Source organism: Brucella gallinifaecis, from assembly GCF_006476605.1.
GTDB classification, from domain to species: Bacteria; Pseudomonadota; Alphaproteobacteria; order Rhizobiales; family Rhizobiaceae; genus Brucella; species Brucella gallinifaecis.
Map to the genome: position 1 here is coordinate 208,789 of NZ_ML636803.1, position 11,870 is coordinate 220,658.

Sequence of the window (11,870 nt, forward strand, 5' to 3'; positions counted from 1 at the left end):
GCGCTCACTCGTTTCAGTCAATTGAAAGGAAACTGCAATGAGCAAAGTCAGCAACAGCGGCGGCGATTCAAAGAATACGCTTTATTGCTCGTTCTGTGGCAAAAGCCAGCATGAAGTTCGTAAGCTGATTGCGGGCCCGACCGTGTTTATCTGCGACGAATGTGTCGAACTTTGCATGGATATCATCCGCGAGGAAAATAAAACCTCGATGGTGAAGTCGCGCGAAGGTGTGCCTACGCCGCAGGAAATTATGGATGTTCTTGACGATTATGTCATCGGCCAGAAAGACGCCAAGCGCGTTCTCTCGGTTGCGGTACACAATCACTACAAGCGTCTCGCGCATCAGACGAAGAATAATGATATCGAACTGGCGAAGTCCAACATTCTGCTGGTTGGTCCGACGGGTTGTGGCAAGACCTATCTTGCCCAGACTCTTGCACGCATCATCGATGTTCCGTTCACCATGGCCGATGCAACGACTCTCACAGAGGCTGGCTATGTCGGTGAAGATGTCGAGAACATCATCCTGAAGCTGCTTCAGTCGGCAGATTACAATGTTGAACGCGCACAGCGCGGCATTGTTTATATCGATGAAGTCGACAAGATCAGCCGCAAGTCGGACAATCCTTCGATTACCCGCGATGTATCAGGCGAAGGCGTTCAGCAGGCGCTGCTCAAGATTATGGAAGGCACCGTTGCTTCCGTGCCGCCACAGGGTGGCCGCAAGCATCCGCAGCAGGAGTTCCTGCAGGTGGATACGACGAATATCCTTTTCATCTGTGGTGGTGCTTTTGCCGGTCTCGACAAGATTATTTCAGCTCGCGGCGAAAAGACTTCGATTGGTTTTGGTGCGCATGTCAAATCGGTCGATGAACGTCGTATCGGTGATGTGTTCAAGGAGCTGGAGCCGGAAGATCTGCTGAAATTCGGCCTTATTCCGGAATTCGTCGGTCGTCTGCCTGTTATTGCCACTCTGGAAGATCTGGATGTCGATGCACTGGTTCAGATCCTGACCGAGCCGAAAAATGCGCTCGTGAAGCAGTATCAGCGTCTGTTTGACATGGAAAATGTCGAGCTGAGCTTCCACGATGATGCTTTGCGTGCGATTGCCAATAAGGCTGTTGAACGTAAGACTGGTGCTCGTGGTCTGCGTTCGATCATGGAAAAGATCCTTCTCGATACAATGTTTGAACTTCCAACTCTGGAAGGTGTACAGGAAGTGGTTATTTCCGGTGATGTGGTGGATGGCAGTGCTCGTCCGCTTTACATTTATGCTGAACGTCAGGATGAAAAAGGCAATGCTTCAGCCTGACAGGTGTTGAAGAAATGAGAGCGAGGCCGCGAAAGCGGCCTTTTTCTTGTCTATCATTGGTGTTCGCTCGATATATCGCATAATCGTTATTGTACAAGTTTGCGTGACGGCGCAGGATAAATGACGATTCTATGAATGTTGCTGGTTAAAGCAGCTTGAATTTAGGAGTTCGACACTCCAATTATGGACCGAAGCACTGGTTGTGGACTGCCTCGCTGTGAAAGGGGACGCAACCTTTGGCAATCGGGTCGAACGGCCTGAGAAAGGACTGACATGACGGATATTGAACAGAAGACGGAAGTGGGTGGCGATAACGGGCTGTACGCCGTTCTGCCGTTGCGCGATATCGTAGTCTTCCCCCATATGATTGTTCCGCTGTTTGTTGGACGTGAAAAGTCGATAAAAGCGCTTGAAGAAGTGATGGGCGTCGACAAACAGATTTTGCTCGCAACGCAGAAGAATGCGGCTGATGACGATCCGGCACCGGATGCAATCTATGAAATTGGTACGATCGCAAACGTATTGCAGCTTCTGAAGCTCCCGGACGGAACCGTCAAGGTTCTTGTCGAAGGTACCGCGCGAGCAAAGGTTTCCAAATTTACCGATCGTGAGGATTATCACGAAGCGTATGCAGCCGCTTTAGCTGAGCCAGAAGAGGATGCCGTTGAAGTTGAGGCTCTGGCCCGTTCAGTGGTTTCGGACTTCGAAAACTACGTCAAGCTGAACAAGAAGATTTCGCCGGAAGTGGTTGGCGCAGCCAGCCAGATCGAGGATTATTCCAAGCTTGCTGATACGGTTGCATCGCATCTGGCGATCAAGATTCCTGAAAAACAGGAAATGCTGTCGATTCTTTCGGTGCGTGAGCGCCTTGAGAAGGCGCTTGCTTTCATGGAATCCGAGATTTCTGTTCTGCAGGTTGAGAAGCGCATCCGTGGCCGCGTCAAGCGCCAGATGGAAAAGACCCAGCGCGAATATTACCTCAACGAGCAGATGAAGGCGATCCAGAAGGAGCTTGGTGACGGCGAGGATGGCCGCGACGAAGCGGCTGAACTCGAAGAACGCATCAACAAGACCAAGCTTTCCAAGGAAGCACGGGAAAAGGCACAGGCTGAGCTGAAGAAACTGCGCAGCATGAGCCCGATGTCGGCGGAAGCGACTGTGGTACGCAATTATCTCGACTGGCTGTTGTCCCTCCCATGGGGCAAGAAGTCGAAGATCAAGCAGGATCTCAACTTTGCCGAAGGGGTGCTGGATGACGAGCATTTCGGCCTCGATAAGGTCAAGGAGCGCATTGTCGAATATCTCGCAGTGCAGGCTCGCTCGACGAAGATCAAAGGCCCGATCCTCTGCCTCGTTGGACCTCCCGGCGTTGGCAAGACGTCGCTCGCTCGCTCAATTGCCAAGGCTACAGGACGCGAATATGTCCGTATGTCGCTTGGTGGCGTACGGGATGAGGCTGAAATCCGCGGTCATCGCCGCACCTATATCGGTTCGATGCCCGGCAAGGTCATCCAGTCGATGAAGAAAGCAAAGAAATCCAACCCACTCTTCCTGCTCGATGAGATCGACAAGATGGGGCAGGATTTCCGTGGCGATCCGTCATCGGCAATGCTTGAGGTGCTGGATCCAGAACAGAACTCGACCTTTATGGATCACTATCTTGAGGTTGAATATGATCTGTCGAACGTCATGTTCGTGACGACTGCCAATACGCTGAATATTCCCGGTCCGCTTCTGGATCGTATGGAAGTCATCCGTATTGCCGGTTACACTGAGGATGAAAAGCTCGAGATTGCCAAGCGGCATTTGTTGCCGAAGGCGATCAAGGACCATGCTTTGCAGCCGAAAGAGTTTTTTGTCACAGACGACGCGCTGCGTAATGTAATCCGTCTTTACACGCGTGAAGCCGGTGTTCGCAGTCTTGAGCGTGAGATGATGACATTGGCTCGTAAGGCTGTGACCGAGATTCTGAAGACGAAGAAGAAGTCGGTGAAGATTACCGACAAGAATCTTTCCGATTATCTCGGTGTTGAGCGCTTCCGTTATGGTCAGGCTGAAGGAGAAGACCAGGTTGGTGTTGTCACAGGTCTGGCATGGACTGAAGTTGGCGGCGAATTGCTGACCATCGAAGGCGTCATGATGCCCGGTAAAGGCCGCATGACTGTCACGGGTAATCTTCGTGATGTGATGAAGGAATCTATTTCAGCGGCGGCATCCTATGTTCGCTCGCGTGCGGTTGATTTCGGCATTGAGCCTCCGTTGTTTGACAAGCGTGATATCCACGTTCACGTACCGGAAGGTGCGACACCTAAGGATGGTCCATCGGCTGGTATCGCTATGGTTACGGCTATTGTCTCTGTTCTGACCGGTATTCCGGTCCGCAAGGACATTGCAATGACGGGTGAAGTGACGCTGCGTGGCCGTGTGCTGCCTATCGGTGGATTGAAGGAAAAGCTGCTTGCTGCGTTGCGCGGCGGTATCAAGAAGGTTCTGATCCCGGAAGAAAACGCCAAGGATCTGGCGGATATTCCAGATAATGTGAAGAACAATCTCGAAATCGTTCCGGTGTCGAGAGTCGGTGAAGTTCTCAAACATGCACTGGTTCGTGAGCCGCAGCCAATTGAGTGGGTGGAGCCTGAAACACCAATTTCATCTGCTAAAGTAGATGATGAAGCAGGTGTCTCGACGGCCCATTGATGGTCACTTGTTCCTAATATGTTAAGAATGCCGGGCTAATTGCCCGGCATTTCTGTGTTTAACCCCGGCTTTCCGGGGTTTTTTCTTATTGACAGGCTTGGTTTGTGAACCGATTTGAATAAACTGCACGCAATCCGGTCGCTTTATTCGTTCCGGTAGATAAAGAAAGGAAATGCCTATGAACAAGAACGAATTGGTCGCCGCAGTAGCGGAAAAGGGCGGTTTGACTAAGACCGATGCAGGAACTGCTGTTGACGCTGTACTCGCAGCTGTCACTGGTGCCCTCAAGTCTGGCGAAGAAGTACGCCTGCCAGGATTTGGCGTTTTCTCCGTATCGCATCGTGCAGCCTCGACAGGCCGCAACCCTTCGACTGGCAAGGAAGTTGCCATTCCTGCCCGTAACGTGCCGAAGTTCTCGGCTGGCAAAGGCCTGAAGGATGCTGTTAACGGCTAATCCTATAATTTGAGGCGACTTGTCGTGCTCGATTATGTGAGAAGGCCCGGTTGTACCGGGCTTTTTCTTTTGCTTACATAAGTGTCACGCTTAGTTTTGAATGGAGAGTCCCATGGCCGGTTATGATTATGATCTTTTTGTTATCGGCGGTGGGTCCGGTGGTGTAAGGGCAGGGCGTCTTGCTGGCGCCATGGGCAAAAAGGTTGGTCTGGCTGAAGAATACCGCATGGGGGGCACCTGCGTTATCCGTGGCTGCGTTCCTAAAAAACTATTTGTATATGCATCACAGTTTCCTGAACATTTTGAAGATGCTGCCGGTTATGGCTGGGATGTCGGCAAAAGCAGTTTTAACTGGAAAAAGCTGCTTGAAGCCAAGGATAAGGAAATTGATCGCCTTGAAGGTCTTTATCGTAAAGGGCTGGAAAATGTGAAAGTTGAGATATTCGAAAGCCGGGCAGAATTGATAGACGCCCATACAATCGAACTCAAAGCAGATGGTCGTCGTGTAACTGCGGATCAGATTTTGATTGCAACAGGTGGTCATCCGAGTGTGGATGACAATCTGCCGGGAGCAGAATATTGCATCAGCTCCAATGAAGCTTTTCATCTGGAGGAATTGCCGAAAGCCATAGTGATTGCTGGCGGAGGCTATATAGCAGTCGAATTTGCTAATATTTTTCACGGTCTTGGTGTGGAAACCACTATTGTGTATCGCGGCAAGGAAATCCTCTCGCGTTTTGATAAGGATTTGCGTCACCTGTTGCATGAAACGATGGCTGCTAAAGGTATTCGTATCATTTGCGGTGCAGTTTTTGAAAAGATCGAGAAGCAGGCTGATGGAACGCTGAATGTTTCACTCAATAATGGTCAAACGCTCAATGCCGGTCAGGTGATGATGGCAATTGGCCGTAAGCCTAACAGCAGAGGTCTTGGTCTCGAAAAAGCTGGCGTTAAGACTGGAGCTCAGGGGGAAATCGAAGTCGATGATTATTCTCGTACCAGCGTTTCCAATATCTGGGCAGTGGGTGATGTCATCAACCGTGTTCAGTTAACGCCTGTAGCGATTCATGAAGCCATGTGCTTCCTTGAAACAGCTTTTAAGAATAATCCGACCAGACCTGATCATGATCTGATCGCCACGGCCGTTTTCTCGCAGCCTGAAATTGGCACAGTCGGCTTGCCGGAAGAGGAGGCCGCAAAAAAATATTCTGAACTGGAAGTCTACCAGGCGCTTTTCCGCCCTATGAAAAATACTTTGTCAGGTCGCAATGAAAAAATGCTGATGAAAATCATTGTGGATGCAAAGAGCCGCAAGGTTGTTGGTGTGCATATAATGGGACCTGATGCGGGCGAAATGGCGCAGTTGATTGGCATTTCTTTGAAAGCGGGTGCAACCAAGGATGACTTTGATCGTACAATGGCAGTGCACCCAACAGCCTCTGAAGAGCTTGTGACCATGTACAAGCCAACCTACCGGGTTGTGAACGGAGAAAGAATAGAAAACTAATCTTTCGTCGCACGCGCATCCTGTTAACGATTCTTGCTGGTATAAAGCAAGCGACTGCATTATATCAACGCGGTCACGTGTGCCGGTTTCCGTGTCTGGACATTGAATTGTCCGATAGAAACGGATTCCGGCTTTCGTGTTAAGGAGGAACAAATCCGAGAGAAATCGCGCGGATAATTGAACAGGTGTGAAATGACGAAGAACTGGACCCCGAATTCCTGGAGAGACAAACCGATCAAGCAAGTGCCGTTTTATCCAGACGCACAGGCTTTGAGCGATGTTGAGGCTCGCCTTCGTACCTATCCACCGCTCGTTTTTGCAGGTGAAGCACGCAAGCTGAAGAACCAGCTTGCCGACGTTGCCGAAGGTAAGGCGTTTTTGCTTCAGGGTGGCGATTGTGCGGAAAGCTTTGCGGAACATGGCGCGGATAATATTCGCGACTTTTTCCGTGTCTTTTTGCAGATGGCCGTTGTGCTGACTTTTGGTGCGTCCAAGCCGGTTGTCAAGGTTGGCCGCATTGCCGGTCAGTTTGCAAAGCCACGTTCTTCGGATATGGAAACGCTCAATGGCATTGAGCTGCCTTCATATCGTGGCGATATCATCAACGGTATCGATTTCGATGAAAATTCGCGTATTCCTGATCCTCAGCGACAGGACATGGCTTATCGTCAGTCTGCCGCAACGCTGAACCTGCTGCGTGCATTTGCGCAAGGCGGCTACGCCAATCTTGAAAACGTGCATCAGTGGATGCTTGGCTTTGTTGGCAAAAGCCCGCAGGCAGAGCGTTACACAGCTCTTGCCCAGCGTATTTCAGAAACGATGAACTTCATGCGGGCCATCGGCATCACGTCCGATAGCAATCATTCGCTGCGTGAAACTGATTTCTACACCAGCCATGAAGCGCTGCTGCTTGGCTATGAAGAAGCTCTGACGCGTGTCGATTCGACCTCTGGCGACTGGTACGGCACTTCAGGTCATATGATCTGGATTGGTGACCGCACCCGTCAGGCTGATCATGCGCATATCGAATATTGCCGTGGTATCAAGAACCCGCTTGGTCTGAAATGTGGCCCATCGCTGCAACCCGATGATCTTATTCGTCTGATCGATCTTCTCAATCCTGAAAACGAAGCAGGACGTCTTACGCTGATTGCTCGTTTCGGCTATGATAAGGTTGGTGATCATCTGCCACAGCTGATCCGTGCGGTTGAACGGGAAGGCCGCAAGGTTGTCTGGTCTTGCGATCCGATGCATGGCAATACGATCACTGCCGGCGGTTACAAAACCCGTCCGTTCGATCGGATTCTCAAGGAGGTGGAGAGCTTCTTCGCAATCCATCGCGCTGAGGGCTCACATCCAGGCGGTATTCATGTCGAAATGACCGGCAAGAATGTCACCGAATGCACTGGCGGCGCCCGTGCTATTTCGGCAGAAGACCTGCATGATCGTTACCACACGCATTGCGATCCGCGTCTGAACGCTGATCAGGCACTTGAGTTGGCTTTTCTTCTCGCAGAGCTTCTCAAGAAAGAACGTGATGCCGGATCGGAAAAGCAGGCCGCTAGCGCCTGACCCGGTCAAAATCAGTTCAATTCAACACAGGGCGGAGGATTTATCCTTCGCCCTGTTGTGTTTCGGCTGTATTCACATATTGATTTTTCATGGAACTTATCCGGGGGCGTCAATGAAGAGAATTTTTCTAGCGTTTCTCAATTCAATGCGTGCTCTGCGCTATTTGGCGAAACACGAAAAGGCTATTCAGCAGGAACTGATCCTGTTTGTGCTGTCCTTACCAGTTGCATTTTTTATTGCTCCAAGCTGGCTTGCATTTTTGCTGATGACAGGATCGATCCTGCTTCTTATTCTGGTTGAAGTGCTCAATACCGGTATTGAAGCCACATGCGATGCAGTGTCGCGTGATTTTCATAAGGAAATTCAGCTCGCCAAGGACTGCGGCTCACTCGCGGTACTGATCACTGTTATTTTTGTAGCTGCAACATGGGGCTATATTCTCTTTACAACCTATATGAATTGACAAAGAACTGCGGTTCTTTAACTCCATCCGTTGCAATTAATTGCACAAGCGCGTTAAAGCTTGAGCATGATCAGCATGAGCGAGAATCCCGATATGCTTCGTATTGCCGTTGCACAGCTTAATCCTGTTATGGGCGACATTGCCGGAAATTTGGCCAAGGCGCGTGCAGCCCGCGCAGAAGCGGCCCGACTGAATGCCGATCTTGTAATGTTGACCGAACTGTTCATTGCTGGGTACCCACCGGAAGATCTGGTTCTCAGGACTGCTTTTGTGGCAGCTTGTGAAAAGGCAGTTCGTAAACTTGCAAAAGATACAGCAGATGGTGGCCCGGGTGTTATTATTGGGACGCCTTTACTCCGTGAGACTGGCCTGCACAACTCGGTTGCTGTTCTGGATAATGGCGAAATCATTGCCGAACGTTTCAAAGTTGATCTACCCAATTATGGAGAGTTTGACGAAAAGCGTGTTTTCCAGCCAGGTCCAATGCCGGGTCCTGTCAATTTCCGCGGTATACGCATCGGTATTCCGATTTGCGAAGACATATGGGGGGATTTGGGCGTGGCGGAAACGCTGGCCGAAAGCGGTGCTGAACTGCTGCTCGTGCCCAATGGTTCGCCTTATCACCGTGCCAAGATGGAGCGCCGCTATCAGATTGTACTGAAACAGGTTATCGAAACCGAACTGCCAATGCTTTATGCCAATCAGGTCGGTGGTCAGGACGAACTGGTCTTTGATGGCGGGTCTTTTGTGATTAATGCCGATAAGAATCTTTGTCTGCAAATGTCACAATTTGCAGAAGCAATCACGCTGACAAGCTGGACACGGGACGCTGATGGCTGGCGCTGTGAGGATGCTGAAAAGGCAAGACTGCCAGAAGGTCTGGAAGCTGATTACACAGCTTGCATGCTGGGCTTGCGTGATTATGTAAACAAAAATGGCTTCAAGGATGTCGTACTCGGACTGTCGGGTGGTATCGACTCGGCAATCTGTACCGCATTAGCTGTCGATGCATTGGGCAAGGATCGTGTCCGCTGCGTGATGCTGCCATATCATTATACCTCGGATGAGTCCCTCAAAGATGCCGCTGATTGTGCGAAGGCGCTTGGCGTACGTTACGATATTGTGCCGATTAAAGAGCCGGTTGAAGGCTTTTTGTCTGCGCTCAAACCACTGTTTGAAGGCACTGAAAGCGGTGTCACCGAGGAAAACCTGCAAAGCCGCGCACGTGGCACCATTCTTATGGCTATTTCCAACAAGTTTGGTTCGATGGTTATAACCACCGGCAACAAATCGGAAATGTCGGTGGGCTATGCGACGCTTTATGGCGATATGAATGGGGGTTTTAACCCCATCAAGGACGTTTATAAAATGCAGGTCTATGCGCTGTCCGAATGGCGCAACAGCAATGTTCCGGTTGGGAGCCTTGGTCCTGCGGGCGAGGTGATCCCGCACAATATTATTTCAAAGGCGCCATCAGCAGAATTGCGTGAAAACCAGACGGATCAGGACAGTCTGCCGCCTTATCCGGTGCTCGATGATATTCTCGAATGCCTTGTTGAAAACGAGATGAGCAATGCCGAGATCATCGCTCGCGGCCATTCTCTCGAAACTGTGCAACGCATCGAACATCTGCTTAATCTTGCCGAATACAAGCGCCGTCAATCGGCGCCGGGTGTCAAAATTACCAAGAAGAATTTCGGACGCGATCGTCGTTATCCGATAACGAACCGCTTCCGCGACCGCTGAAAGATTAAATCATGACTGTAACAGTTCGTTTTGCACCGTCACCCACGGGCTATATTCATATTGGCAATACACGCACAGCACTTTCAAACTGGCTTTATGCCAAGAAGAATGGCGGCAAATTCATCCTGCGTTACGACGATACCGATGTTGAACGCTCGAAACAGGAATATGCGCAGGCAATTGCTGTTGATCTTGAATGGCTTGGCGTGGTGCCTGACCGTATTGAATATCAGTCAAAGCGTTTTGATATTTATGCGAAGGCCGTCGAAAAGCTGAAACAGGCTGGACTTCTTTATCCATGCTACGAAACCGCTGATGAACTCGAACGCCGCCGCAAGCTGCGCCTCGCACGTCGTCTGCCTCCGGTTTATGGACGAGAAGCACTAAAACTGACTGATGCAGAAAAGGAAGCCTTTGAAGCCGAAGGCCGCAAGCCCCATTGGCGTTTTCTTTTGCCAAATTTTGCAAGTGATCCTTTCACAACAACCCGCACCGAAGTGCACTGGGATGATCTCGTACGCGGTCCACAGACGGTTGATCTGGCTTCTATGTCCGATCCGGTTTTGATGCGTGAAGACGGCACCTATCTCTATACACTGCCATCAGTTGTCGATGATATTGATCTGGGCATCACACATATTATCCGTGGTGACGATCATGTCACCAATTCAGGTGTACAGATTGCAATTTTCCGGGCGCTTGGTGCCGAGCCGCCGGTTTTTGGCCATCATAATCTTTTGACCACGGTTTCAGGCGAGGGGCTTTCCAAACGCTCCGGTGCCTTGTCTGTCGGGTCTTTGCGTGAAAGCGGTTATGAACCGATGTCTGTTGCCTCACTGGCCATTCTGATCGGGACGTCCGAGTCCGTTTCAGCAGCGGTAGATATGGATGCACTGGCAGAACGCTTTGATCTGGCTGCTATTTCCAAATCATCGGCGAAGTTTGATCCAGCGGAACTTGATACGCTTAACCGCGCTTTGTTGCATGAAATGCCTTTCGAAAAAGCGAAAGAACGCCTCGAAACAATCGGCATTTCAGGTGATCAGGCAGAAGCTTTCTGGGCGACTGTTCGTGGCAATCTTGAGCGCTTCAACGATGTAGCCCACTGGTGGCAGATCATAAGTGGTGATCTACCCAAAAAGCCTGAATTATCCGAAGAAGATCAGGTATTTGTGCAGGAAACTGTCGCTCTGCTTCCCGCGGCCCCATGGGACAGACAGACCTGGAAAATATGGACCGATGCTGTGAAAGCCGCAACTGGACGCAAGGGCAAGACATTGTTCATGCCCCTGCGTCTTGCACTTACGGGGCAGGCTCATGGGCCGGAACTTGCGGATCTGCTGGCTTTAATTGGTCCGGAAAGAACGAAGAACCGATTACTCTGACAGCCGTATTGCCGGAATAAACCCGTTCTACAGGTGGCGCCGTTGTAACCGGCGCTACGTGCTTGGGGGGCTGTGATAATGATTGCGGTGTTGCTGTGTAGCCAACTGCTTCAGGCTGTGTTGGTTGCGATGACGAATAGGCAGGCACCACATAATCCTCAACCGGTAATCCTGATGCTTCTGCAGGTTTATCTATAGAAGCTATTTTCTTGGCTTTTGCTTTTACCGGTGCGGGTTTTGGAGGAGCTTTTTTCGCTTTTCGAACAGGGAGCCAGCTGGCTGTACATGACTTAACATGTTGAGAGGCATGTGCCCTGCCTGCAATCGCTGCATTTAATTCATTTAGCCGCTCTTTGAGTAGCTTGCTTTCAGACGTCAGTGATTTTTCGCGGTCTTTAAGGCGCTCACACTTTGGGGATTGAACGGCAGATTTAAACAGGCTGCCAGTACAGCTTTCTTTGGTAATATCCGCCTGAACCTTTGAAAGCCGGGTTTGGTTTCTCTCCAATCTCGTTTTAATTGGAGCGATTTGTTTGTTCAGTCGCAAAATCTCCTGGCTGCTGCACAGTTCAGGAGGTTGTGTTGTTGTACAACCACTTAGCAGGGTAATTGTAGCAACTGTGAATATTAATGCATGTAAATTTAATGACTTATTACAAATATTCATCATAGAACAAGCCCATCCCGTTGTTCGTATGAATTATTTTTTATACATTACAGTTAATTAAACGTAA

General features: G+C 50.2%; 9 protein-coding genes. 8 read left to right on the plus strand and 1 reads right to left on the minus strand.

Annotated elements, in window-relative coordinates:
* Positions 1–37 precede the first annotated feature (37 nt).
* The 8 genes from clpX (at position 38) to gltX (ending at position 11,136) form a co-directional block, all read left to right on the plus strand.
* Positions 38–1,312, plus strand: a complete 1,275-nt coding sequence (clpX, locus tag FHY56_RS07600; protein WP_140904572.1) for an ATP-dependent Clp protease ATP-binding subunit ClpX — start codon at positions 38–40, stop codon at positions 1,310–1,312.
* Between the two features lie 273 nt (positions 1,313–1,585).
* A complete protein-coding gene (gene lon, locus FHY56_RS07605; protein ID WP_140904573.1) occupies positions 1,586–4,009 on the plus strand; it encodes an endopeptidase La in 2,424 nt (807 codons plus the stop codon).
* 178 nt (positions 4,010–4,187) lie between these two features.
* On the plus strand, positions 4,188–4,463 hold the full coding sequence (locus FHY56_RS07610) for an HU family DNA-binding protein (protein WP_140904574.1): 276 nt from the start codon (positions 4,188–4,190) through the stop codon (positions 4,461–4,463).
* A gap of 112 nt (positions 4,464–4,575) precedes the next feature.
* Complete coding sequence (gene gor, locus FHY56_RS07615; RefSeq protein WP_140904575.1) at positions 4,576–5,970, plus strand: glutathione-disulfide reductase; 1,395 nt, start codon at positions 4,576–4,578, stop codon at positions 5,968–5,970.
* Between the two features lie 192 nt (positions 5,971–6,162).
* Positions 6,163–7,542, plus strand: coding sequence for a class II 3-deoxy-7-phosphoheptulonate synthase (locus FHY56_RS07620; protein WP_140904576.1), 1,380 nt, complete (start codon positions 6,163–6,165; stop codon positions 7,540–7,542).
* Between the two features lie 112 nt (positions 7,543–7,654).
* Positions 7,655–8,005, plus strand: a complete 351-nt coding sequence (locus FHY56_RS07625; RefSeq protein ID WP_140904577.1) for a diacylglycerol kinase — start codon at positions 7,655–7,657, stop codon at positions 8,003–8,005.
* A gap of 93 nt (positions 8,006–8,098) precedes the next feature.
* The gene (locus FHY56_RS07630; RefSeq protein ID WP_140904710.1) at positions 8,099–9,751 is read left to right on the plus strand and encodes an NAD+ synthase; all 1,653 of its coding nucleotides are present in this window, start codon (positions 8,099–8,101) and stop codon (positions 9,749–9,751) included.
* A gap of 11 nt (positions 9,752–9,762) precedes the next feature.
* Positions 9,763–11,136, plus strand: a complete 1,374-nt coding sequence (gene gltX / locus FHY56_RS07635) for a glutamate--tRNA ligase (protein ID WP_140904578.1) — start codon at positions 9,763–9,765, stop codon at positions 11,134–11,136.
* Here the strand turns inward: gltX and FHY56_RS07640 are convergent.
* Positions 11,054–11,806: a hypothetical protein gene (locus FHY56_RS07640; RefSeq protein WP_235889447.1), complete on the minus strand. Its 753-nt coding sequence runs from the start codon at positions 11,804–11,806 to the stop codon at positions 11,054–11,056. The two genes, gltX and FHY56_RS07640, sit on opposite strands and share 83 nt — an antisense overlap.
* Positions 11,807–11,870 lie beyond the last annotated feature (64 nt).

Coding starts and splice junctions, on each gene's coding strand:
- FHY56_RS07620 (WP_140904576.1), top strand. CDS start 6,163: ATGACGAAGAACTGGACCCCGAATTCCTGGAGAGACAAACCGATCAAG.
- FHY56_RS07625 (WP_140904577.1), top strand. CDS start 7,655: ATGAAGAGAATTTTTCTAGCGTTTCTCAATTCAATGCGTGCTCTGCGC.
- lon (WP_140904573.1), top strand. CDS start 1,586: ATGACGGATATTGAACAGAAGACGGAAGTGGGTGGCGATAACGGGCTG.
- gor (WP_140904575.1), top strand. CDS start 4,576: ATGGCCGGTTATGATTATGATCTTTTTGTTATCGGCGGTGGGTCCGGT.
- FHY56_RS07640 (WP_235889447.1), bottom strand. CDS start 11,806: ATGATGAATATTTGTAATAAGTCATTAAATTTACATGCATTAATATTC.
- gltX (WP_140904578.1), top strand. CDS start 9,763: ATGACTGTAACAGTTCGTTTTGCACCGTCACCCACGGGCTATATTCAT.
- clpX (WP_140904572.1), top strand. CDS start 38: ATGAGCAAAGTCAGCAACAGCGGCGGCGATTCAAAGAATACGCTTTAT.
- FHY56_RS07610 (WP_140904574.1), top strand. CDS start 4,188: ATGAACAAGAACGAATTGGTCGCCGCAGTAGCGGAAAAGGGCGGTTTG.
- FHY56_RS07630 (WP_140904710.1), top strand. CDS start 8,099: ATGCTTCGTATTGCCGTTGCACAGCTTAATCCTGTTATGGGCGACATT.